A 22500-nucleotide genomic window follows, 5' to 3' on the forward strand; every position below is an offset into this window, starting at 1 on the left:
GGATAGTTACCCCAAAACAGTCGGTTCAATATAAATCAGGCTCGCCTAGCAAGCCAGCAGTCCGACACATTTAGCACCCAACTTGACTCTGAGTGTAGGAAAAAACTTAATCAGTTGATATCGCAACAGAATCTTGAAGTGGCGGAGTGCGGCATGGGTCACACCCCGCAGTACTCACCGGCCGGATGCGCAGCACTCCCTGCTGCGCATCGGTGGCATCATCCAGCTTTACAGATAGTCGCGAACCAGCAGCTCGGCAATCTGTACACTGTTGGTTGCCGCGCCCTTACGAACGTTATCGGCCACGATCCACATATTGATACCACTCGGATGAGAAATATCCTGGCGCACCCGACCAACCAGCACCTCATCCTTGCCGGTTGCGTCACGCACCGGGGTCGGATAATCCCCTTCGTCATCAAACAGGGTCACGCCCGGCGCATTGCGCAGCAGATCCTTGACCTGTTCGGCATCGAGCGGCTGATGCAGTTCGACGTGTACCGCCTCGGCGTGGCCGTAGAAGACCGGTACCCGCACACAGGTGGGGTTCACGGCAATGCTGGCATCGCCCAGGATCTTCTGGGTTTCCCACACCATCTTCATCTCTTCACGGGTGTAGCCGTTATCGGTGAAGCTGTCGATCTGCGGGATCAGGTTAAAGGCGATCTGTTGCGGATAGATGGTCGGTTCCACCGGGCGACCGTTGAGCAGCTGCGCGGTCTGGCCTGCCAGCTCGCTGACCCCTTCTTTACCCGAGCCTGACACGGATTGATAAGTGGCCACGTTGATACGGGCGATCCCCACTTCATCGTGCAGCGGCTTCAGGGCCACCAGCATCTGGATGGTGGAGCAGTTGGGGTTGGCGATGATGTTGCGATTGCGAAAATCGGCCAGCGCGTCCGGGTTCACTTCCGGGATCACCAGCGGGATATCTTCGTCATAACGGAAGCAGGAGGTGTTGTCGATGACGATGCAGCCGAGCTCGGCAGCAATCGGCGCCCACTTGGCAGAGACCTCGGCACCGGCGGAGAACAGCGCGATCTGCACCTGGCTCCAGTCAAACTCCTCCACATCGAGGATCTCGAGGTTCTTGCCGCCAAAACGCACGGTATCACCGGCGCTACGGCTGGAAGCCAGCGGATAGAGGGTCGCTACCGGAAATTCGCGCTCTTCCAGGATCTCGATCATCGCCTGACCCACGGCGCCGCTGGCACCCAATACCGCTACGTTAAACTGCTGGCTCATTCTGTTCTCCTCTGATAATGCTGCAATGGCACCGGCTGGCGCCATGGTCGGCAGGCTCTCGCGCTGCGAGATGACGCTGCCTGATATGGCTGAACCGGCGCAGTAGCATCTGCGCCAGCTCAGTAAAAAATGGGGTCGGTGTGGCCAGCGCGGCTCACCCCGTCCGGTTATCTTCCAACAATTTGCCCCCGTTCAGGGGCGTGACAGCGCAAATCCCAACGCGCCCAGCGCCTTGTCGGCAAACTCCCCATCGATCTGCAGGGAGGATAGTTCACGGCGCTCGGGATAGTGTTTGCGCTGCTCGTCAAAGCTGCCGGGCTGGCCGACTCTGGCCCGAAAACGGGCATCATCGCGGCGCACATCATAGACCAGATGCACCAGCTGCTTGATCAGCGCCTGATCCGGCACTCGGCCCGGCACCACCACCTGCACATCGGGGGCAGGCAAGAGCTGACTCAAATCCTGACGAGGCTCGCGCCCCAGCTGCTGGCAGAGCGCCTGATAGAGCATCCAGGTGCCGCGCGCTTTCCCCTCCAGGCTGTAACCGGCGATATGGGGGGTGGCAATCTCGGTATGGGGCACCAGCTCTGCCAGTGGCTCGGGCTCGTTCTCCCACACATCCATCACCAGTCGCAATGGCGCATCGCTCAACTGACGCGCCAGCAGGGCCCGGTTATCCCACACCTCGCCTCGGGAGGCGTTGATCAGGATCTGCCCGGCAGGACGGGCGGCAATCTGCTCGGCATCCAGCAGATGGTAGGTGGCATCCTGCCCTTCGCGGGTAATGGGCACGTGGAAGCTGACGATATCGGCGCCAAGGGCGGTCTGGTAGTCGACAAAACCCGCATCAGGATTATCCCGTGCCTTGGGCGGATCGCAGCGCAGCACCCGCATGCCGAGCGCTTGGGCCTTGCCAGCCACGCACTCGCCGGTATTGCCCGCGCCAATCACCGCCAGCGTCATGGCCGAGAGGTCGAGTTCGTAACGCTCCGCCAGCACCAGCAGGGCGGAGAGCACATAGTCCCCCACCGAATACTTGTTGCAACCTGGGGCGCTGAAGAAAGAAATATTGCGGCTCGCCAGCAGCGCCTTGTCCACATGGTCGGTGCCGATAGTAGCGGTGCCGACAAACCCGAGTTTCGGGCTGGTCGCCAGCAAATCGCCGTTGACGCGGGTGACCGAGCGCACCAGCAGCACATCGGCATCCAGCAGATCGCGGGCCTGCATCTGCCGTCCGGGCAAGGGGATCACCTCGCCAAATTCGGCAAACAGCTCCACGGCATGGGGCATATTCTCATCAACGACTATCTTCATCGGGCTCTCTTTGGTCACAACCGCCACGGGGGCGCCATTCTAGCGCAAAGCCGCCCGAGATTTCAGCCTGTGATGCAATCCGGCGCGAAAGGGGGCCACATTGTTCGGCGGCCGCCCCATCCACCCGTTCAAACAGGGTTTTTCGCCACAAATGTGTAAGCAGAGGTAACAAACTGACTGCTCGGCTTTGTCCGGGCATGTCACGGTGGCACAATGCCCCTCTTTTTCGCGATCGCCCATACCCACCATGCCGCAACACGCCCCGTCGCTCCCAGCGTCAACCACCTCACTCACCCGCAGTCAGGTGCTCGGATTCAGTGCACTGTTGATCCTGCCCCTGCTGCTACTCGCCACGCTGCCCTGGCAACCGTTTCTGACCGGCTCGCTGCAAGCTGGCTGGTTATGGTGGTCATACGCCCTCACCCGTATGGTCGATATTCCCGGGATCGGAGTCAGTGGCGCCCTCTTGCTGCTGCTGACCCGCTACAAACTCAAACTGGAGCTGGCCCCCTTCATTGCGCTGGGGTGTGCACTGGCGGCCCTGCTTGCCAGCGACTGGGTGCTCAAGAGCCTGATCAAACATCTGACCGAGGAGCCCAGACCCTACCTGCTCTGGCTGGAGAGTCAGGCGCTGATCCCGGCCATCAAGAGCTTCTATGCCAGTAGCGTCGAGGTGCGCAGCGAACAGGTTCACGCCGCCAGCCAGCTGCTGGCCCTGCCCGAGTGGCTCGGCCACCACTGGCAAAAGGAGGTAAATTACGCCTTCCCCTCTGGCCACAGCATCGCCGCCATCAGCCTGGCCCAGTTTTTCGGCCTCATCTGGCTGGCCCGCGCCCCCACAGGTGTCTGGCTGCTACCGCTGTGGGCGCTGGGGATTGGCCTGTCGCGCATGGTGATGGGGATGCACTGGCCGATGGATGTGCTGACCAGCGCCCTGCTTGGCACTTTCACGGCGCTGATCGCCGCCCGCTGGTGGCTGCACAGATATTGAATCCAGCGCCATCTTGCACAGGCTTCCTGCGTGGGATGGGAGGACAAGCCTGTGCTTTTTTGCCATAATGCCGCCTCATTTTATCCCGACCGAGATCCCATGACCGACGCAGTTCATACCCTCAAGGGCCGTTTCCGTGGTTTTTACCCCGTCGTCATCGATGTTGAAACAGCCGGGTTCAACGCCAAGACCGATGCTTTACTCGAAATCGCGGCTTACACCCTGAAAATGGATGAGCAGGGCTGGCTCGTTCCCGACCAAGTGTTCCACTTTCATGTCGAGCCCTTCGAAGGGGCCAACCTGGAAAAGGCCGCGCTGGAGTTCACCGGCATCGATCCTTACAACCCGTTGCGTGGCGCTGTCTCGGAGAAAGAGGCACTGACCGAGATCTTCAAGGGGATCCGCAAGGGGATGAAGGAGCAGGATTGCGGCCGCGCCATCATAGTGGCCCACAACGCCACCTTCGATCACGGCTTCGTGATGGCCGCCGCCGAACGGGCTGGCCTCAAGCGCAATCCGTTCCACCCGTTTGCCACCTTCGACACCGCTGCCCTCTCCGGGCTGGCGCTGGGTCAGACCGTGCTGGCCAAGGCGTGTCAGAGCGCCCGCATCCCGTTTGACAATAAAGAGGCGCACTCTGCCCTCTATGACACCGAGCGCACCACCGAGCTGTTCTGTCATATCGTCAACCGCTGGAAGAGCATGGGGGGCTGGCCACCAGCGCATCCGGATGACGACACGCCGGATACCCCTGCCGATGACGACGTGCAGGCATAAACGGATGAAGGCTGCCACAGGCAGCCTTCGTTGTTTTCGGGGGCGTGATTGATCGCTCTGCGCACAAGAAAGCACCATCAACGTCACGATCAACCGCTGCGCGCGCAATGCACTGAGACAAACCGGCCACAAACCCTCATTTTGATCCACCTTGTGCCAGATGCTGCTGCGATATGAGGGGGTTGACTGATTTTTTTCTCGACATTTGTCACATTTTTCGCAAACTAACTCCCCTTCACATGACAGACAGCAATAACAAACTATAAGGAAATCAAATGAATCCAGTTGTTATCGCAGTCGGGCTGATGCTGGTGCTCAGTCTGCTGCGGATCAATGTGGTGGTCTCGCTGGCGCTGGGGGCCATTGCTGGCGGCCTGGTCGGCGGGCTGTCGTTGACCGATACCCTCACCACCTTCAGCGGTGGCCTGGGCGGTGGCGCCGAGATTGCCCTCTCCTACGCCATGCTGGGCGCCTTTGCGGTTGCCATCTCCCGCTCCGGGATCACCGACCTGCTGGCCCGCAAGGTGATCAGCCAGTTAGGCAAGGATGCCAGCTCGACCCGCATCATGTGGGTCAAGACCCTGCTGCTCTGTTCCGTGCTGGCCGTGGCCATCTCGTCCCAGAACCTGATCCCGGTTCATATCGCCTTTATTCCCATCCTGATCCCGCCGCTGCTGCATGTGATGGCGCAGATGCAGATCGACCGTCGTCAGGTTGCCTGTGTCATCACCTTTGGCCTGACAGCCACCTATATGGTGCTGCCGGTCGGCTTTGGTGGCATCTTCCTGAACAACATTCTGGCCAAGAACCTGATCGATAACGGCGTGCCCATCACCACCAGCCAGATCCCGCTGGCGATGGCCATTCCGGTCGCCGGTATGTTGCTGGGCCTGCTGATCGCAGTGTTCATCAGCTATCGCAAACCGCGCCAGTACGATCTCGCCAAGATCCTGGATGCGGAGCCTGAGACCGTTGAACTCAATCTCACCCACATCTGGGTCGCTCTGCTGGCCATTGGCGTGGCACTGGGGCTGCAACTGATGACCAACAGCATCGTGCTGGGTGCGCTGGCCGGTTTTGTCATCTTCACCTGCGGTGGCGTCATCAAGTTTCGCGAAAGCCAGGATGCCTTCACCCAGGGGGTGCGCATGATGTCGCTGATCGGCTTCATCATGATCTCCGCCGCCGGCTTTGCTGCCGTGATGAAGGCAACCCACGGCGTCGATACGCTGGTTCAGGTGGTCGCCTCCGGCATCGGCCAGAACAAGGGCATCGCCGCCTTCCTGATGCTGCTGGTGGGCCTGCTCATCACCATGGGGATCGGCTCCTCTTTCTCCACCGTGCCCATCATCGCCACCATCTATGTGCCGCTCTGTCTGCAGCTTGGCTTCTCACCGATGGCGATCATCGCACTGGTCGGTACCGCCGGCGCGCTGGGGGATGCGGGTTCACCGGCCTCCGACTCGACCCTGGGCCCGACCTCCGGCCTCAACGCCGATGGTCAGCACGACCATATCTGGGACAGCGTGGTACCCACCTTTATTCACTACAACATCCCGCTGGTGATCTTCGGCTGGATTGCCGCCATGGTGCTCTGATAGCCCCGCTGGCAGCGGCCACCATGCACAACAAGAAGGCGACCTGAAGGTCGCCTTCTTCATTGACGCCAACCAGTCCCCCGCTCGACATGAATAGTGGCCGCCAGCCAGATAGGCCTTCTGAGCAACTCACCGCCATCGCTTACGACTGCCGGAGTCACTGGGCGCAATGCTGTCACTCCCCGTCCAACCATCCGCCCAAGCGCACACCAACCTTGAACTCATAAAGAGTGCGGGTCTCCCGCTCGCTCCAGTGGATTGCACAAGGATGCGCTGCACTGTCGCTGTACTATCGCAGTACTATCGCGCAGCACTATCGGTTCGCTCAACGCTTGCCAATACAGAGAAACGGCTGCCCGTCCTGCGCTATGGCAGAACAGCGGATGACACCCGACCACGTCACAACCGCCTGTTGAATAGAAAAGGCGTTCTCTCTCCCCGGCATCCAGTTATCAAATAGCGGCCATCATGCGCTCTACCCACAACGCCTTATGCCACCCTGGCGTTCAGTAAGAACAGAGGGCAAACCGCAGGCACAAAAAAAGGCCGCTCAATGAGCGGCCTTCTTCATAACGGGGTCAGCAATCAGCTTTCGCGACGCTTGCCACTGAATTTGCGATCTTTGTTGAAGCCACCTTCACGGCGCTCACCGCTCTTGTTGAACGGGCGGTCACCCTGGGGACGGCGATCCTTGTTGAAAGGACGGTCCTTGTTGAAAGGGCGATCGCTGCGCGGAGGACGGGGAGCAGTGTTGCTACCGGCCGGCACTTCGGTGTAGCGGGTGATCTGCAGCGGACGCTGGCAAACACGGGCTTTCTTGATCACTTCCAGTACATCGGCGGTCATGCCTTTCGGCAGATCGACGGTGGAGAAGTCATCGGCGATGTCGATGTTGCCGATGAAACGGCTCTCGATGTTCGCTTCGTTGGCGATGGCGCCAACAATCTGGCCCGGCTTGACGCCGTGATGGGCACCCACGTCTACGCGGTAACGCTCCATCTCCACATCCGGGTTGTCTTTCAGCGGACGCGGCTCGAGGGACGGCATGCGACGGGCAGGACGATCACCACGGTCGCCGAAGTCACGGGCACCGAAATCGCGGCCACCGTCACGACGGTCGAAATCACGACCACCACGATCGTTGCTGGCATTCAGCAGCGGATCCGGGATGGAGTCATCCAGCAGCAGCGGTTGGTCGCCCTGTACCAGCTTGGCCAGTGCGGCAGCCAGCTCCAGCGGATCGGCAGAATCTTCTTCGATCAGCTCGTTAACCAGGTTCACATAGATCTCGAGCTCTTCACCCATCATGGTTTCCCGGATGCGCTCTTTGAACTTGGTCAGACGGTGCTGGTTGATGTCCTCGGTGCTCGGCATCTTCATCGGCTCGATGGCCTGACGAGTAGCGTGCTCGATGGCGCGCAGCATGCGACGCTCACGGGGAGCAACGAACAGGATGGCTTCACCTTTACGACCGGCACGACCGGTACGGCCGATACGGTGTACGTAGGATTCGGTGTCGTACGGAATGTCGTAGTTCACTACGTGAGTGATACGCTCAACGTCCAGACCACGAGCGACGACGTCGGTGGCGATCAGGATGTCCAGCTGGCCTTGACGCAGCTTGTCAACGGTACGCTCACGCAGTTTCTGCGGGATGTCACCGTGCAGCGCTTCACAGGCGTGGCCACGAGCGGCCAGTTTGCCAGCCAGCTCTTCGGCAGCATTCTTGGTGCGCACGAAGACCAGTACGGCTTCGTACGGTTCGACTTCCAGCAGACGGGTCATGGCGTCCAGCTTGTGCAGACCGGTTACCTGCCAGTAACGCTGGCGGATGGTCGGTGCAGTGGACGTCTTGGTGATGATCTTGATCTCTTTCGGCTGCTTCAGGTGTTTCTGGGCAACGCGACGGATCTGGTCCGGCATGGTAGCGGAGAACAGGGCAACCTGACGGGTGGCCGGGCACTGCTCCATGATCCAGTCCACGTCGTCGATGAAGCCCATACGCAGCATTTCATCGGCTTCGTCCAGTACCAGGGCTTTCAGGCCGGAGAGGTCCAGGTTCTTGCGACGGATCAGATCCATCACACGACCCGGGGTACCGACGACAACCTGGGCACCGCGACGCAGGGCGCGGGTCTGGGTTTCGTAAGAGGAACCGCCGTAGATCGGCAGGACGTGGAAGTCAGGCATGTGCTTGGCGTAACGTTGGCACGCCTCGGCAACCTGCAGGGCCAGTTCACGGGTCGGAGCCAGCACCAAAACCTGAGTGTTGCGGTTACCAGCTTCCAGACGAGACAACAGAGGCAAGGCAAAAGCAGCGGTCTTCCCTGTACCGGTTTGCGCCTGCCCCAGCAGATCGTGTCCCGCCATCAGGTGGGGAATTGCTGCGGCCTGGATCGGTGACGGGCGCTCATAGCCCACGTCTTGCAGCGCTTTCAATACAGGCGCGGCCAGTCCAAGCTCACTAAAAAGGGGCAGTTGTTCGGTATCAGACATAGATTCTTCCAGATTAAGGCAGGCGGCTAAGCACCGCGGAATAGCAAAAAGGCGGCGATTATAGCGCCACTTTGTTCTGCTGTCTTGAAAAATGTGATAAGCCTCTCAAGACGTTGGCAATTATAGAGGGATCTTGCGACTATGGCTTGCTTATTTTTCACTACTGGTGCGTTATTGCAGGTCACTCCTCGCTGGAGTCCTTGCCCCGCTTGTGTTTGAGCACCGCCATCGTCAGTCGGCTGGTACACAATAAACGTCCCCGTTCGTCCCGAATTTCAATCTGCCACACCTGAGTCGTCGCCCCCAGATGCAGCGGCGCGCAACGACCGGTCACCACCCCTTCCCGCTTGGCCCGCAGATGGTTGGCATTCACCTCCAGTCCCACGCAGTAGCTATCTGGTCCCACCGCCATGTTGGCTGCCAGCGATCCCAGGGTTTCTGCCAATACCACTGACGCGCCCCCGTGGAGCATGCCAAGGGGCTGGTGGGTACGGTGATCCACCGGCATGGTCGCTTCCAGGCAGTCCGGGCCAAAGCCGGTATAGACGATGTCGAGATGGGCCATCAGGGTGTTGCGAGAGGTGGCATTGAGCCCCTCCAGACTCATGGGCTTGCGCCAGATGGGGGCATTTTCTTGACTCATGGCGAGCAGACTCCTTATGTAATCAATGGGTTAAACGCGAGCAGTGTCGGCGAAAAAGACAAAGAAAAAAAGATGCCCCGATCGGGGCATCCTGGCAACCACCTTGCGTCACCAGGGATAAGTGACTCCGGGCCACTCGGCCCACGGCACCTCTCGCCCCGGCAGACGGGGTTCCGGCCACTGCCACACCCTGGCGAGCCAGTCGCGCAGCTGCGTTTCCAGCTCCTCATCCGTGATGGGCGCCTCGGCAACCTTCCAGAAGAAGAGCTCCACCGCCACCTCCGGCAGCACCGATGGGTAGAGGTAAACCCCGCCCCAGAATTGCGGCTCCCGATCCGGGCTCCAGAGGCCATAGGCAAAGGAGCGCTTGGCCAGAAACTCCGACTGCTGCCACTCCAGATCGCCTTCGTGCTGGCTCAGGCTGAAGTGGGCGGAGGGCCATATATCGTTCGGGCGAAACAGCTGATGAAGCTGCTCGCGCTCGCGCAACATGGCGACAAACTCCACCACCGCCTGAGCGGGAGTGGCGGGTAACAGCAAGAAACGCGGGTGCCGATAGGCCTTCGGCACCCGAAACCGCTTGGGAAACATCAGCATCAGAGCAGCTCCAGCAGGGCCTGCAATGGATGTTTGAGCTTCTCCCCCTCCATTCGCTTGACCTGACTGCGGCACGAATAACCGGTCGCCAAGCAGCGCGCTTTGGGCAGACGGGCGAGCGGGTCGGCCCAGCTCAGCCCATAAATGCCCTTGGAGTTTTCCACCTGTTTGACGTCGTGACCATAGGTGCCTGCCATGCCGCAGCAACCCACAGAGACCGGCTGCAAACTGGCCCCGAAGCGGCCGAACAGGGTGCTCCAGTCGCCGTGGGTCGAGGGCTTGGCGGTCTTCTCGGTGCAGTGAGCAAACAGATACCAGGGCTCGGGTTCACTCCCCTCCTCGCACTTTGCCTTGTTGGTGTTAACGGGCAGCAGCTCTGCTGGCAGCGAGAGCAACCACTCCTGTGGTAGCAACACCTGAAAATCGCCTCGGGCCGACCCCAACGCCTTGGCATATTCGTCGCGATAGCAGAGCACCATGGCCGGATCCACCCCCACCATGGGGATGCCGAGCGCCGCCACCTTGTTGAGGAACTGGGCGCTGTTGGCGGCAGTGCGGGCAAAGGCGCGCAGGAACCCCTTGATATGCTGGGGTTTGCCGTTGGGTTTGAAGGGCAGCAGGTAGGGCTGGAACCCGAGCTTGCTGGCAAGTTTCACCAGATCGCGCACCACGGGGGCATCGTAATAGCTGGTGAAGGGATCCTGCACGATGAGCACCACCTGCTTGCGTTGCTCGGCGCTCATCCGCTCCAGTCCCGGCAGATCAAAATAGCGGGCGCGGTTATCGTGCAGGCTCTCGGCCAGGGTCGGCACGCTCAAGAGCGGCACATCCACCATGCCGATGCTCTTCTCGGTCGCCTTCTGGGCCCACTCTTTTTCGAGGAAAAAGTTGACCAGCTTCGGCGCTTTGGCGAGCAGCGGCGCATAGCTTTCGACGGTGCCGACAAAGTAATCCTTCGGCGCGCGCAGGTAGCGACCGTGATAAAGCTGCATAAAGCGGGCGCGAAAATCGGGCACATCCACCTTGATCGGGCACTGGCTGGTGCACGCCTTGCAGGCCAGACAGCCCGCCATCGCCTCCATCACCTCGTGGGAAAAGTCATACTCACCACGCTGTTTGGCCCAGCTGTTGCGCACCTTGTCCACCAGCTGCTTGAAGCGCACGCCACCGGATTGCAGTGCCACCTCTTCTGCCAGCGGATCGAAGCCCTGCTCCGCCAGCTGGCGCAGCCATTCGCGCATCAGGCCCGCTCGCCCCTTGGGGGAGTGGCGGCGATCGCGGCTGATCTTGACCGAGGGGCACATGGGGGAATCGGTCTCGAAGGTGAAACAGAGACCGTTGCCGTTGCAATCCATGGCGCGGGTGTAGCTGGTGCGCACCGCGAGCGGGATCTGGCGGTCATACTTGCCGCGCTTGGGACCATCGACCGACACCAGCTCGGCGCCGCTGCCATAGGGGATGCAGATCTTGCCCGGGTTGATACGGTTGGCCGGATCGAACGCCCCCTTGACCCGCTGCAGCTCTTCCCACAGCTCGCCAAAGAAGGCGGGGCTGTATTCGGAGCGAAAGCCCTTGCCGTGCTCCCCCCACATCAGGCCGCCATATTTGGCGGTGAGCGCCACCACCTGATCGGAGATGCGGCGCAGCAGTACCTCCTGCTCCGGGTCACAGAGATCCAACGCCGGACGCACGTGCAGCACACCGGCATCGACATGGCCGAACATGCCGTAGTCGAGGCCGTGGGCGTCCAGCAGGGCACGAAACTCCATGATGAAATCGGCCAGCGACTCTGGCGGCACGGCAGTATCTTCGGTAAAGGCCACCGGCTTCTTGCGACCTTCGGCGTTGCCCAGCAGTCCCACCGACTTCTTGCGCATGGTGTAGATGGTCTCGATGCTCGGCAGGTGGTCACACACCTGATAGCCGATGATCCCCGCCTCGCCCTTGGCCAGCAGTGCATCGATACGGCGACAGAGCTCAGCCACCTTGGCCTTGTGTTCCGCCTCGTCGGTATCGGCAAACTCGACGATGTTGAGCCCCTGCAGATCCTTGCCGGGCACATCCTGAATAAGTTCTTTGACCGAATGCCAGATGATGTCGGCGCGGGCCAGTCCCAGCACCCGGGAGTCCACCGTCTCCACCGAGAGGGCCTGCGCCTGCACCATAAAGGGGGCGTTGCGCAGGGCGGAGGGGAAGCTGTCGTACTTGACGTTAACGAGCGTGCGGTAGCGCGGGATCGGTGTGATGTTGAGTCTGGCTTCGGTGATAAAGCCCAGGGACCCTTCCGATCCGCACAGCACCCGGCTCACATCCAGCGTATCTGTATCCGGTTGATAGAGGTGCTTGAGATCGTAACCGGTCAGAAAGCGGTTGAGCTTGGGGAACGTCGCCTCGATGTCGGCGCGCCGCTCCTTGCCGATGCGATAGAGGGTGCGATAGATCTCCCCTTCCCGAGTTTCGAGGGCCAGCTTGTCCTCAAGACGGGAGCCATTGACCGGCTCGGTGACCATGATGTCACCGTTCTCCAACACGGCTTTCAGGCCGAGCACGTGATCCGAGGTTTTGCCGTAGACCAGTGACCCCTGCCCCGAGGCATCGGTGTTGATCATGCCCCCTAAGGTGGCGCGGTTGGAGGTGGAGAGATCCGGCGAGAAGAAGTAGCCGTGAGGCTTGAGCCAGGCGTTGAGCTGGTCTTTCACCACCCCGGCCTGGGCGCGCACCCACCCCTCCTCCAGATTAATTTCCATGATCTGGTTCATATAACGGGAGAGATCGACGATAATGCCGCCGCCCAATGACTGACCATTGGTGCCGGTACCGCCACCACGAGGAAAAAAACTCAAGGAAGCGAACGCCGGCTCTGCGGCCAGCTTGAGCATTGCTGCTATGTCGTCCGCACTGCGCGGATAGAGAACCGCCTGAGGTACTACCTGATAGACGCTGTTATCCGTCGCCATCGCCAACCGGCTTGCATAAGACTTTTCGATATCACCACGAAATGCGCTGCGCTCTAGCAACTCAAGAAACTGCAGGGTTGCGGGTGACAAACTGTCCTGGTAATCGAGTCTCGGGATCATGAATCCTTGTTCCCATCCTTTGCTTGATGCCGGCACGCCGGCGACTACGACTGGCCGCCTGTCAATGGCAATCAGGCCAGTCCGCTCACATGTGAGCGGGCAGTATATCAGCTAGAAAACCGCTTGCGCTTGGCAATATTCACCATTTGAAAGGAGGACTTTTATGGCTCACCCCAGCCATGTTATCAGTACGCTTATCACCACCGAGAAGCAGGCGCTCACCCTGTCACTCATCGGCAGCATCGCCTTTGCCATCTTCGGTATTGGCTACGGTCTGCTGGTCGGCTCCCACGCCATCATGCTCGACGGTATTTTCAGCCTGTTCAGCATGGGTATGACAGGTCTGGGTCTGGTCACGGCCTACTTCGTTACCCGTCCCTACGATGAGCGCTTCCAGTACGGCTACGCCCACTTCGAACCCATCGCCAACGTGATCAACGGCCTCATCATCTTGCTGCTCTGCCTGGGTGCACTCTATAACGGCATCACCACCCTGCTGGAGGGTGGCCGCGAGATCAACCTCGGTCACGCCCTCATCTGTGCGGCCATTTCCACCTTCCTCTGTTCGCTGCTTTATCTGGTCGAAGCCCGCTTGGCCAAGCAGTTCAACTCCGAACTGGTGCGCGTTGATTCCGAGGAGTGGCTGGTCGATACCATTTTAAGTGCCACCCTGCTGGTCGGTTTTCTGGTCGCCATTGGTCTGGATGCCATCGGCCACGGCCAATACAACCGCTACATAGACCCGGTGCTGGTCTCGCTGCTGGCCCTCTGTGCCACCCTCATTCCCATCAAGGTGCTGAGCAGAAACCTGCGGGAAGTATTCAAAATTGCCCCCAAGGGCGATGTGTCACAGCACGTCGAGCGGGAAATAGAGACGCTGCGCCAGCGTTATGGCTTCGAGTGCTACAGCCATCTGGCGAAAAGCGGTCGCCGCTTCGATCTGGAATTGAACATTCTGGTGGCACCGGATCAGGATTGGCCGGTCGAACGGCAGGATGCCCTGCGCCATGAGCTCTGGTCCCGCCTCGGCGATACCCTGGGCGATGCCTGGCTCTCGGTCTGCTTCACCCGCGAAAAGCGCTGGTTGTAACGACCGCACGGGGGAGCGCGGCGTGGCCGCCTCCCTCTGTCTCATCACAGCCCCGTCACGCCCCGTTGATGCTGCACTTGCCAAATTGGCGCCAATCGTTATCATCAGGGCTCATTTTTTACCCGAGGTTTTATTGCCCATCATGGACAATCCCCGAAGTTGCCCTTCGTCCCTTTCTGTCAAAGCCTATCTTTATCTGCTTCATCAGCGCCTCTGAATAACACCTTTGCCTTGCTGTTACTGCGGCCATCGCGCGCCGTGATCACTGTTTGCTCTGTCTGTTTTTATTGAGGTCATACAATGGAATTGCTGCTGGATCCCCATATCTGGATTGGTCTGTTTACCCTGATCATTCTGGAAATCGTGCTGGGGATCGACAACCTGGTCTTCATCGCCATCCTGGTGAAAAAACTGCCCCCCGCCCAGCGGGACAGGGCGCGCATCATCGGCCTGTCGCTGGCCCTGCTGATGCGACTCGCGCTGCTGAGCGTGATGTCATGGCTGGTCACCCTGACCACCCCGATTTTGCATCTGTGGGATCACCCCTTCTCCGGTCGGGACCTGATCCTGATGGGGGGCGGCCTGTTCCTGCTGTTCAAGGCCACCTCCGAGCTGCATGAGCGGCTGGAGGCCAAACCCCATGACGATGGCCCGGTCGGCGCCTACGCCAGCTTCGGCGTGGTGATCGCCCAGATCCTGGTGCTCGATGCGGTCTTCTCGCTCGACTCCATCATCACTGCCGTCGGCATGGTGGAACACCTGGGCGTCATGATGGCCGCCGTGACCATCGCCATGGTGGTGATGGTGCTCGCCTCCAAGCCGCTGACCCGCTTCGTCAACGCTCACCCGACCGTGGTGGTGCTCTGTCTGAGCTTCCTGCTGATGATCGGCTTCAGCCTGGTGGCAGAGGGCTTCGGCTTCCACATTCCGAAGGGTTACCTCTACGCGGCCATCGGCTTCTCGGTGCTGATCGAGTTTTTCAACCAGCTGGCCCAGCGCAGCGCCGAGCGCCACGAAGCCAAACAGCCGCTGCGCGAGCGCACCACTGCGGCCATCTTCAAGCTGATGGGCAGCAAGGCCTATCAGGATCAGCCGGATGACGATCTGGACGCACCGGCGCCTGCGCCGCTGAGCTTTGGCGAGGAGGAGCGCTACATGGTGACCGGCGTGTTGTCGCTGGCCGAGCGATCCATTCGCACCATCATGACCCCGCGCTCCGAGATGGCCTGGATCGATATCAACGACTCCAGCGACGAGATCCGCGCCCTGCTGCAGCGCGAGCCCCACAGCCTGTTTCCCATCTGTGACGGGGATCTGGACGAGGTGATCGGGGTGCTCAAGGCGCGCGACCTGCTGTTTGCCTTGAATGAAGGGCAATCCTTAAGCGAACTGGCCAAGCAGAACGATCCCATTATCGTGCCGCAGACCATCAACGTGATCCGCCTGCTGGCGGAGCTGCGCAAAGCCAAGGGGAGCCTCATCCTGGTCTCCGATGAGTTTGGCGTCATTCAGGGGCTGGTCACCACCCACGATCTGCTGGAGGCCATCGTCGGCGAGCTGCCGGACGAGGATGAAACCCCGGATATCGTGCGTGATGGCGAAGGGTGGCTGATCAACGGCAGCACCAACATCCACCATGTGGAGCAGGTGCTGGAGCACGAGGGGCTGGTGAGCGAGAGCGACGAATACGTGACCCTGGCGGGCATGCTGCTCTCCCACTTCGGCACCCTGCCCACCCCGGGCCAGCAGCTGCAACTGCAGCAGCTCAACTTTGAGGTGATCGAGGTGAGCGAGCGGCGCATCGAACGAGTGAAAGTGATGCCTGGCGCGGCTTGAGCCTGCCACCAGCAAAAAACTGAAGAGGGCCAGACGGCCCTCTTTTTTATGCTTCAACCTTATGCCTCAACACCGCCTCTCTCGGCGGTTTGCGCTGATTGCTGCATCAAACGCAATTCTCTTGTGCAATTACCCATCTTTTTCACAACAAGATGGCGGCATAAAGTGGCCTCACTTCCACCATGAGGAACTCAAGATGAGCCACGATCACCTGTTCTGCCCGCTGCGCCTCGGCCAGCTGCACCTTGCCAACCGCATCGTCATGCCCCCCATGACCCGCTCCCGTGCCAGTCAGCCCGGTGACGTGGCCAACGCCATGATGGCCAGCTACTACGCCCAGCGCGCCGAAGCGGGCCTGATCATCAGCGAAGGCACCCAGATCGACCCCATGGGCAAGGGCTACGCCTGGACGCCGGGGATCTACAGCGCCGAGCAGATCGCTGGCTGGAAGGGGGTGACCGATGCCGTGCACGCCAAGGGCGGCACCATCTTCGCCCAGCTCTGGCACGTCGGCCGGGTCACCCATCCCGACAACATTGGCGGCGCCCAGCCCATCTCCTCGTCAGCCATTGCGGCCACGGGCGTCAAGGTGTTCGTCGATAACGGCAGCGATGCGCCGGGTTTTGTCGAGACCGTCACCCCGCGTGCCATGACTCAAGATGATATCGATGCGGTAATGGGCCAGTTCCGTCAGGCGGCTCGCAACGCCATCAGCGCCGGTTTTGACGGCATCGAGCTGCACGCTGCCAACGGCTACCTCATCAACCAGTTCCTCGACTCCGAATCCAACGCCCGCACCGACAGCTACGGCGGCTCGCTTCAGAACCGGCTGCGTTTCCTCAAAGAGGTAACCGAAGCGGTCAGTAGCGAGATCGGCGCCGATCGGGTTGGGGTGCGTCTTGCGCCGCTCACCACCCTCAACGGCACCGTGGATGCCAATCCACAGGAGACCTATCTGGCGGCTGCCCGCCTGCTGGGCCAGCTCAATGTCACCTACCTGCACATTGCCGAAGCGGACTGGGACGATGCCCCCCTGATGCCGGAGAACTTCAAGCAGGGTCTGCGGGATGCCTTCCCCAACACCCTGATCTATGCCGGTAAATATGATGGGGCCCGTGCGCGCGCCGCCCTCGAAGCGGGCTGGGCCGACATGATTGGCTTTGGCCGCCCCTTCGTCGCCAACCCGGATCTGCCGAACCGGCTGCGCCACGGCTATCCACTGGCCCCCCACGATCCGGCCACCCTGTTTGGCGGCGGCGAGAAGGGGCTGACCGACTACCCCGTCTATCAGGCCGATGACGCAGCCACCCACCGCTGATTGCCGATGGCCAACCGGACACTTAAAGCAGGCCCCACAGGTTGGGGCCTGCCGTATTGCTGCCCATTCGCAGCAGTGGCAGTTTCACTCTCTTGCTGTTGCAATGATCTCGTTGTTCTCTCCCCCTAGCTTTCACAAGGAGTCCCCATGAATCACACCCAAGCCTGGTGTTGGCATGCCCCAGGCGAGCCAGAGCAGCTCACCCTGACCGAACTTTCTTTAGCGCCGCTCGCCCCTGACGAGGTGCTGGTAGCCAACCGGGTCATCGCCTTCAATCCGGTGGACTGGAAGCTGATCGAATATGGCCACTCCAACTGGCAGGATGGTCAGGTGCCCGGCGTCGATGGCATGGGCACTATCGTGGCGCTCGGCGCCAACGTCAGCCATCTGCGTCTCGGCACCCGGGTCGCCTACCACACCGACCTGCGCCACCACGGCAGCTTTGCCCGCCACACCCGGGTACCGGCGCGCGCCCTGCTGCCGGTGCCCGATGCCCTGAGTGACGAGGCGGCGGCCGCCCTGCCCTGTCCCCGGCCTCACCGCCTGGCAGGCGCTGGCCAAGCTGCCACGCCTGCACGGCGAAGCGCTGCTTATCACTGGCGCGGGCAGCAGTGTCGGCCGCTTTGCGGTGCAGCTGGCCCTTAAACAGGGAGCGCGAGTCTTTGCCAGCGCCAGCCCACGCCACCATCAGTGGCTCAAACAGATCGGGGTGCAGGGAGTGGCCGATTATCGGGATCCGGAGTGGCTGGCCACCCTGCAAGCGGCCAACGGTCACGAGCCGTTTGAGGGGATCATCGATCTGGTCTCCAGCCAACAGGCAGAAAGCTTGCTGCCCGCCCTTGGCTACTATGGCCATATGGTGACGGTGCTCGGGCGCATCCCGCACAACCCGCTGCCCGCCTTTAGCCATTGCCACTCCTTGCACGAGATTGCGCTCGGTGCCCAGCACGCCTTTGGCACCGACAAGCAGTGGAGCCGACTGGTGGCTGCCGGTGTCGCCATGATGGGGCAAATGGCGAGCGGTGAGCTGACCCTGCCGCCGCTGGTGATCGGCAACTTCGAGGCGCTGCCCACCCTGCTCGAGCGCTTCAAGCGCGAAGGACGGGGCGAAAAGTTTTTGGTGCGAGTGGCGTAATACTGCCGTCCTCCAGAAACCACACCAGCCTTTGAAATAAGAGAGGCCCGCCAGTCATGGCGGGCCTCTGTTTATATCAACTGCTTTTCATATCGAGGGCATTGGCGCCTGACTCAGTGCAGGATCACCCCGTGGGTCGCGGCATAGCCACGGATCTCGCGGGTCAGCCGCGCCTTGTCCGCCAGAGAGAGCCAGCTCGCCTCAACGGCATTGAGCGACAAGCGGCAGAGCTGACTCATGGTCGCGCCGAGGCCATCGGCCAGCGCCGCAAAATTGGCCCCCATGTAGCCACCGAAGTAAGCGGGATCGTCCGAGTTGATGGTGACGCAGAGCCCCTGCTCCAGCAGCCGCAACACATTGTGCTGGGCCATATTGCCAAACACCTTGAGCCGGGTATTGGAGAGGGGGCAGACGGTGAGCGGCAGCCGGGTATCGGCCAGATAACGCAGCAACTCGGGATCATCGGCCGAGCGCACCCCATGATCGATGCGGCACACCTGCAGCTCGTTGATCGCCTGCCAGATGTAGTCGGCAGGCCCCTCTTCACCAGCATGGGCCACCACCGGCAACCCCAGCTCGCGGCAGCGGGCAAAGACCCGGGCAAACTTGCTGGGCGGATTGCCCTTCTCCCCCGAGTCAAGACCGATGCCGTGAATGCGCGAAAGGAAGGGCTCAGCCTCTGCCAACGTCGCGAATGCCTCCTCTTCACTGAGGTGGCGCAAGAAGCTCATGATCAGCCGCCAGCTGATGCCAAACTCCTTCTCCCCGGTCTGCAGCGCCCGCTCGATGCCACTCAGCACAGTCGCAAAGGGGATACCGCGAGCGGTGTGAGTCTGCGGGTCGAAGAAGATCTCCACATGCACCACCTTGTCGGCGGCGCAATGCTCAAGATAGGCCCAGGTGAGGTCGAAAAAGTCCTGCTCGGTAATGAGCACGCTGGCACCGCGATAGTAGAGATCGAGAAAGGATTGCAGGCAGTCAAAGTCATAGGCGGCGCGCACGCTGGCGACATCGGGCCAGGGCAGTGGCACGCCGTTGCGGCGGCCCAGCTCAAACATCAGCTCGGGTTCGAGGCTGCCCTCGATATGCAAGTGCAGCTCCAGTTTCGGCAGTCCGGCGATAAATTGCGCGGCGGTGAGGTGTTCGGTTGTGACTGGCTTGGGAATTGGGGTGTCCATAGCGACGGCTCCATCAGCAAAGTGATCCGGCGTCAGCCCCTCCACCAGACTGACCCGACGGCAGCTTTATTGTGCACCGAAGTGGCGAGACAGGGGAGACTTGTCATCAAACAGACTTATAATGGCGTCACAAAAATCATAAATGATTGAACATCTTAACGATTGGCGGCTCGCCTGCGCCCTGACAAGGAGTTTTCATGAAGAAGAACGTCATCTGCGATATCGACGGTGTCATCCTGCACAACAACGATCTCATCCCCGGTGCCGACCGTTTCGTCCATCGCCTGCTGGAGCAGGGCAGCAAGCTGCTGTTTCTCACCAACTACCCGGCCCAGACCCAGAAAGATCTGCAAAACCGCTTCCGCTCCGCAGGTATCGAAGTGCCGGAGGAGTGCTTCTACACCTCTGCCATGGGCACCGCCGACTTCCTCAAACGTCAGGATGGCAAGAAGGCCTATGTGATCGGTGAAGGGGCACTGACCCACGAGCTCTACAAGGCCGGTTTCACCATCACCGACATCGACCCCGACTTCGTGGTGGTGGGCGAGACCCGCAACTACAACTGGACCATGATGCAACTGGGCGCCAAGTTCGTCGATCAGGGGGCCCGCTTTATCGCCACCAACCCCGATGCCCACGGCCCCATGATGCACCCGGCCTGCGGCGCCCTGTGCGCCCCCATCGAGCGGATGACCGGCAAGAAGCCGTTTTATGTCGGCAAGCCGAGCGCCTGGATCATCCGTGCGGCGCTCAACCGGATGGAGGCCCACTCCGACGACACCATCATCATCGGCGACAACCTGCGCACCGACATTCTGGCGGGCTTTCAGGCGGGTCTCGAGACGGTGCTGGTGCTCTCCGGGGTGAGCAAGGTGGCGGATATCGACCGCATGCCGTTTCGACCGAACCATATTTTCGACTCCGTGGTCGACATCGATATCGTCTAATCACCACCCAAGCGTTAAACAGGGCAGGTCTCAACTGCCCTTGCAGGATCTGTTATGGAACCCATTCTGATCGCCGTGGCCTTTGGCTGCGGCATGGTAGTCAATCTGATTGGCCTGCCCCCCCTGCTCGGCTTTCTGGCCGCCGGTTTTATCCTCAACGGCATGGGATATGAAAATACTCCCGCCTTGAGCGAGGTGGCCGATCTCGGCGTCACCCTGCTGCTGTTCACCATCGGCCTCAAGCTCAATATCAAGACCCTGATGCGGCGCGATGTGTGGGGCACCACCAGCCTGCACCTGCTACTCTCCACCCTGCTCTTTACCGTGGTGCTGCTGGTCTGCAAGGGACTGGGGCTCCACCTCGCCCTGTCACTGGACTGGAAGCTGGCGCTGCTGCTGGGCTTTGCCCTCTCCTTCTCCAGCACTGTCTTTGCTGTCAAGGTGCTGGAAGATCGCAGCGACATGAATGCCCTCTACGCCCGCATCGCCATCGGGGTGCTGGTAATGCAGGATGTGTTCGCCGTGGCCTTTCTGGCGTTCTCCAGTGGCAAGTTGCCCAGTATCTGGGCGCTCTGGGTGCTGGGATTGCCGCTGCTGCGCCCGCTGTTGTTCAAGCTCTTGGAGCGGGCCGGTCACGGCGAGTTGCAGGTGCTGTTCGGAGTGTTTCTGGCGCTGGTAGTGGGAGCCGCCGGTTTTGAAGTGGTCGGCCTCAAGCCGGATCTCGGTGCACTGATCATCGGCATGCTGCTCGCCTCCCATCCGGCTGCGGCAGGGCTGGCCAAGGCGCTCTTCAACCTCAAGGACCTCTTTCTGGTCTGCTTCTTTCTCACCATCGGCCTCAACGGCCTGCCAACCCACGACACCATGCTGCTGGCACTGGCGCTGGTGCTGGCCCTGCCGCTCAAAAGCGCGCTCTACTATCTGGTCTATAGCGGTGCCCACCTGCGGGTGCGTACCGCCCTGCTCTCCACCCTGGCGCTCACCAACTTCTCGGAGTTTGGCCTCATTGTCGCGGCCATCGCCGCCAAGGCGGGCTGGATCTCCCACGAGTGGCTGGTGGCGGTCTCGCTGGCGCTGGCGGCGAGCTTTATGATCTCGGCCCCGCTCAATGCCCAGAGCGAGCGCATTTACCACCGCATCGGCCACTGGCTGCGAGGATTGCAGGCGAGCAACCTCCATCCGGAAGACAGGCCCATCGAGCTGGGCGATGCCGAGGTGATCATCCTCGGCATGGGACGGATTGGTCAGGGAGCCTACTTCGAGCTGGAGAACAAATACGGCAACGTCATTCTCGGGGTGGAGAACGACAGCGAGAAGCTGCCCACCCTGCGCGCCCAGGGGATGAACGTCATCGAGGGGGATGCCACCGATACCGACTTCTGGGACAAGGTGCTGCTCTCCAATCAGGTCAATCTGGTACTGCTGGCGATGCCCCACCACTCGGGGAATCTCTACGCCATCGAGAAGCTGCGCAGCCACGGCTTCAACGGCAAGATCGCCGCCATCGTCCGCTTCGAGGATGATATAGCCTCCCTGCAGGAGCAGGGGGTGGATGCGGTGTTCAACGTCTACAACGAAGCAGGCAGCGGCTTTGCCCGCCATGTGATCCGCCGTTTGCAGCCACTCTGATCCTGCGGCCAGCGGCTCTTGGCAAGGGAATGCACATCGTTTAAGTTATGCACAACCTCGTTTAATAAAACGAACAAACGTGGGGCCTGGATGGCCCCGCTTTTATATCCCCATTGCCATGGAGGCACCATGAAGACCCTCAACGACTGGATTTTGCCGGGCCGCCACGAGGCGGCCCCTACCCCACTGATGCCAGCCCCCGAGCGCATTAAAGCGGGCAACCCGAGTCAGACGGTGTGGAACCACTACTCCGACCCCAGCCAGCAGTTTCACGTGGGCTTCTGGTCTTGCGAGCCGGGCCGCTGGGCCATCCACTACACCGAGCACGAGTATTGCCAGCTGCTGGAGGGGGATGTGGTGATCCACGACAGTCTGGGCGGCCAGCTGGTCCTCAAACCCGGCGATCAATTTGTCATTCCCGCCGGCTTTATCGGTGAGTGGGAGACCCTTACCCCCTGTCGCAAGGTCTATGTCATCTTCGAACCCGCCTCGGCTTGACGTTCACGTCACCCTGCCCCGTTGCAGCAACCCTTATCCTGTTGATCCGCTTGACGCTTACGGCATGATTTTCTGCGGTTTTCCCGCTTGCAAAAGGTTTTTCCGCTAGGCATTGTGTCTGACGAGGAATG

Annotated in this window: 18 protein-coding genes; 11 read left to right on the forward strand and 7 right to left on the reverse strand. The window is 60.8% G+C overall.

Annotated elements, in window-relative coordinates; all coding sequences use genetic code 11:
- Positions 1-228 precede the first annotated feature (228 nt).
- A complete protein-coding gene (locus OKC27_RS07925) occupies positions 229-1245 on the reverse strand; it encodes an aspartate-semialdehyde dehydrogenase (protein ID WP_182939447.1) in 1017 nt (338 codons plus the stop codon).
- A 192-nt stretch (positions 1246-1437) separates the two neighbouring features.
- The gene (locus OKC27_RS07930) at positions 1438-2559 is read right to left on the reverse strand and encodes a 4-phosphoerythronate dehydrogenase (protein WP_182939446.1); all 1122 of its coding nucleotides are present in this window, start codon (positions 2557-2559) and stop codon (positions 1438-1440) included.
- Positions 2560-2806: 247 nt separating this feature from the next.
- On the opposite strand from OKC27_RS07930, the gene OKC27_RS07935 reads away from it, so the two are divergent.
- The 3 genes from OKC27_RS07935 (at position 2807) to OKC27_RS07945 (ending at position 5925) form a co-directional block, all read left to right on the forward strand.
- On the forward strand, positions 2807-3550 hold the full coding sequence (locus OKC27_RS07935) for a phosphatase PAP2 family protein (protein ID WP_182939445.1): 744 nt from the start codon (positions 2807-2809) through the stop codon (positions 3548-3550).
- A 99-nt stretch (positions 3551-3649) separates the two neighbouring features.
- Entirely contained in the window at positions 3650-4327 is a 678-nt protein-coding gene (gene rnt / locus OKC27_RS07940; protein ID WP_075113058.1) for a ribonuclease T, read from the forward strand.
- A gap of 275 nt (positions 4328-4602) precedes the next feature.
- Positions 4603-5925: a Na+/H+ antiporter family protein gene (locus OKC27_RS07945; protein WP_042657651.1), complete on the forward strand. Its 1323-nt coding sequence runs from the start codon at positions 4603-4605 to the stop codon at positions 5923-5925.
- A 585-nt stretch (positions 5926-6510) separates the two neighbouring features.
- Here the strand turns inward: OKC27_RS07945 and OKC27_RS07950 are convergent.
- The 4 genes from OKC27_RS07950 to ydiJ all read right to left on the reverse strand — a co-directional run bounded on the left by OKC27_RS07950 (position 6511) and on the right by ydiJ (position 12738).
- Positions 6511-8421 carry a DEAD/DEAH box helicase gene (locus tag OKC27_RS07950; protein WP_182939444.1) on the reverse strand — a complete coding sequence of 637 codons (1911 nt, stop codon included), beginning with the start codon at positions 8419-8421 and terminating at the stop codon, positions 6511-6513.
- 181 nt (positions 8422-8602) lie between these two features.
- Positions 8603-9064, reverse strand: a complete 462-nt coding sequence (locus OKC27_RS07955; protein WP_182939443.1) for a hotdog fold thioesterase — start codon at positions 9062-9064, stop codon at positions 8603-8605.
- A 108-nt stretch (positions 9065-9172) separates the two neighbouring features.
- Positions 9173-9661, reverse strand: a complete 489-nt coding sequence (locus OKC27_RS07960) for a hypothetical protein (protein WP_182939442.1) — start codon at positions 9659-9661, stop codon at positions 9173-9175.
- A complete protein-coding gene (gene ydiJ, locus OKC27_RS07965; protein ID WP_182939441.1) occupies positions 9661-12738 on the reverse strand; it encodes a D-2-hydroxyglutarate dehydrogenase YdiJ in 3078 nt (1025 codons plus the stop codon). Before ydiJ ends, OKC27_RS07960 begins: the two co-directional genes overlap by 1 nt.
- 163 nt (positions 12739-12901) lie before the next feature.
- Between ydiJ and OKC27_RS07970 the strand changes: the two genes are divergently transcribed.
- From OKC27_RS07970 to OKC27_RS07990, 5 genes are all read left to right on the forward strand, one after another.
- Positions 12902-13828: a cation diffusion facilitator family transporter gene (locus tag OKC27_RS07970; protein ID WP_058051696.1), complete on the forward strand. Its 927-nt coding sequence runs from the start codon at positions 12902-12904 to the stop codon at positions 13826-13828.
- Between the two features lie 300 nt (positions 13829-14128).
- Positions 14129-15664 carry a TerC family protein gene (locus OKC27_RS07975; protein ID WP_182939440.1) on the forward strand — a complete coding sequence of 512 codons (1536 nt, stop codon included), beginning with the start codon at positions 14129-14131 and terminating at the stop codon, positions 15662-15664.
- Between the two features lie 196 nt (positions 15665-15860).
- On the forward strand, positions 15861-16982 hold the full coding sequence (locus OKC27_RS07980) for an alkene reductase (RefSeq protein ID WP_182939439.1): 1122 nt from the start codon (positions 15861-15863) through the stop codon (positions 16980-16982).
- Positions 16983-17129: 147 nt separating this feature from the next.
- Positions 17130-17627, forward strand: coding sequence for an alcohol dehydrogenase catalytic domain-containing protein (locus OKC27_RS07985; protein ID WP_232093632.1), 498 nt, complete (start codon positions 17130-17132; stop codon positions 17625-17627).
- Positions 17611-18117 (forward strand): hypothetical protein, encoded by a 507-nt coding sequence (locus tag OKC27_RS07990; RefSeq protein ID WP_232093655.1) that lies wholly within the window; start codon positions 17611-17613, stop codon positions 18115-18117. Before OKC27_RS07985 ends, OKC27_RS07990 begins: the two co-directional genes overlap by 17 nt.
- Before the next feature lie 113 nt (positions 18118-18230).
- Here OKC27_RS07990 and OKC27_RS07995 read toward each other — a convergent pair whose 3' ends face one another.
- Positions 18231-19295: an adenosine deaminase gene (locus tag OKC27_RS07995; RefSeq protein ID WP_182939438.1), complete on the reverse strand. Its 1065-nt coding sequence runs from the start codon at positions 19293-19295 to the stop codon at positions 18231-18233.
- 197 nt (positions 19296-19492) lie between these two features.
- On the opposite strand from OKC27_RS07995, the gene OKC27_RS08000 reads away from it, so the two are divergent.
- The 3 genes from OKC27_RS08000 to OKC27_RS08010 all read left to right on the forward strand — a co-directional run bounded on the left by OKC27_RS08000 (position 19493) and on the right by OKC27_RS08010 (position 22369).
- Positions 19493-20242 carry an HAD-IIA family hydrolase gene (locus OKC27_RS08000; RefSeq protein WP_270806163.1) on the forward strand — a complete coding sequence of 250 codons (750 nt, stop codon included), beginning with the start codon at positions 19493-19495 and terminating at the stop codon, positions 20240-20242.
- Positions 20243-20296: 54 nt separating this feature from the next.
- The gene (locus OKC27_RS08005; RefSeq protein WP_182939437.1) at positions 20297-21871 is read left to right on the forward strand and encodes a cation:proton antiporter family protein; all 1575 of its coding nucleotides are present in this window, start codon (positions 20297-20299) and stop codon (positions 21869-21871) included.
- Between the two features lie 129 nt (positions 21872-22000).
- A complete protein-coding gene (locus tag OKC27_RS08010; RefSeq protein WP_182939436.1) occupies positions 22001-22369 on the forward strand; it encodes a cupin domain-containing protein in 369 nt (122 codons plus the stop codon).
- The last annotated feature ends 131 nt before the right edge of the window (positions 22370-22500 follow it).

The sequence above is a fragment of the Aeromonas sp. QDB62 genome, from assembly GCF_027705695.1.
GTDB classification, from domain to species: Bacteria; Pseudomonadota; Gammaproteobacteria; order Enterobacterales; family Aeromonadaceae; genus Aeromonas; species Aeromonas allosaccharophila.

Bases quoted from the DNA above. Each gene is read 5' to 3' on its own strand.
- OKC27_RS07925 (WP_182939447.1), bottom strand. From the start codon at position 1,245: ATGAGCCAGCAGTTTAACGTAGCGGTATTGGGTGCCAGCGGCGCCGTG.
- OKC27_RS07930 (WP_182939446.1), bottom strand. From the start codon at position 2,559: ATGAAGATAGTCGTTGATGAGAATATGCCCCATGCCGTGGAGCTGTTT.
- OKC27_RS07935 (WP_182939445.1), top strand. From the start codon at position 2,807: ATGCCGCAACACGCCCCGTCGCTCCCAGCGTCAACCACCTCACTCACC.
- rnt (WP_075113058.1), top strand. From the start codon at position 3,650: ATGACCGACGCAGTTCATACCCTCAAGGGCCGTTTCCGTGGTTTTTAC.
- OKC27_RS07945 (WP_042657651.1), top strand. From the start codon at position 4,603: ATGAATCCAGTTGTTATCGCAGTCGGGCTGATGCTGGTGCTCAGTCTG.
- OKC27_RS07950 (WP_182939444.1), bottom strand. From the start codon at position 8,421: ATGTCTGATACCGAACAACTGCCCCTTTTTAGTGAGCTTGGACTGGCC.
- OKC27_RS07955 (WP_182939443.1), bottom strand. From the start codon at position 9,064: ATGAGTCAAGAAAATGCCCCCATCTGGCGCAAGCCCATGAGTCTGGAG.
- OKC27_RS07960 (WP_182939442.1), bottom strand. From the start codon at position 9,661: ATGCTGATGTTTCCCAAGCGGTTTCGGGTGCCGAAGGCCTATCGGCAC.
- ydiJ (WP_182939441.1), bottom strand. From the start codon at position 12,738: ATGATCCCGAGACTCGATTACCAGGACAGTTTGTCACCCGCAACCCTG.
- OKC27_RS07970 (WP_058051696.1), top strand. From the start codon at position 12,902: ATGGCTCACCCCAGCCATGTTATCAGTACGCTTATCACCACCGAGAAG.
- OKC27_RS07975 (WP_182939440.1), top strand. From the start codon at position 14,129: ATGGAATTGCTGCTGGATCCCCATATCTGGATTGGTCTGTTTACCCTG.
- OKC27_RS07980 (WP_182939439.1), top strand. From the start codon at position 15,861: ATGAGCCACGATCACCTGTTCTGCCCGCTGCGCCTCGGCCAGCTGCAC.
- OKC27_RS07985 (WP_232093632.1), top strand. From the start codon at position 17,130: ATGAATCACACCCAAGCCTGGTGTTGGCATGCCCCAGGCGAGCCAGAG.
- OKC27_RS07995 (WP_182939438.1), bottom strand. From the start codon at position 19,295: ATGGACACCCCAATTCCCAAGCCAGTCACAACCGAACACCTCACCGCC.
- OKC27_RS08000 (WP_270806163.1), top strand. From the start codon at position 19,493: ATGAAGAAGAACGTCATCTGCGATATCGACGGTGTCATCCTGCACAAC.
- OKC27_RS08005 (WP_182939437.1), top strand. From the start codon at position 20,297: ATGGAACCCATTCTGATCGCCGTGGCCTTTGGCTGCGGCATGGTAGTC.
- OKC27_RS08010 (WP_182939436.1), top strand. From the start codon at position 22,001: ATGAAGACCCTCAACGACTGGATTTTGCCGGGCCGCCACGAGGCGGCC.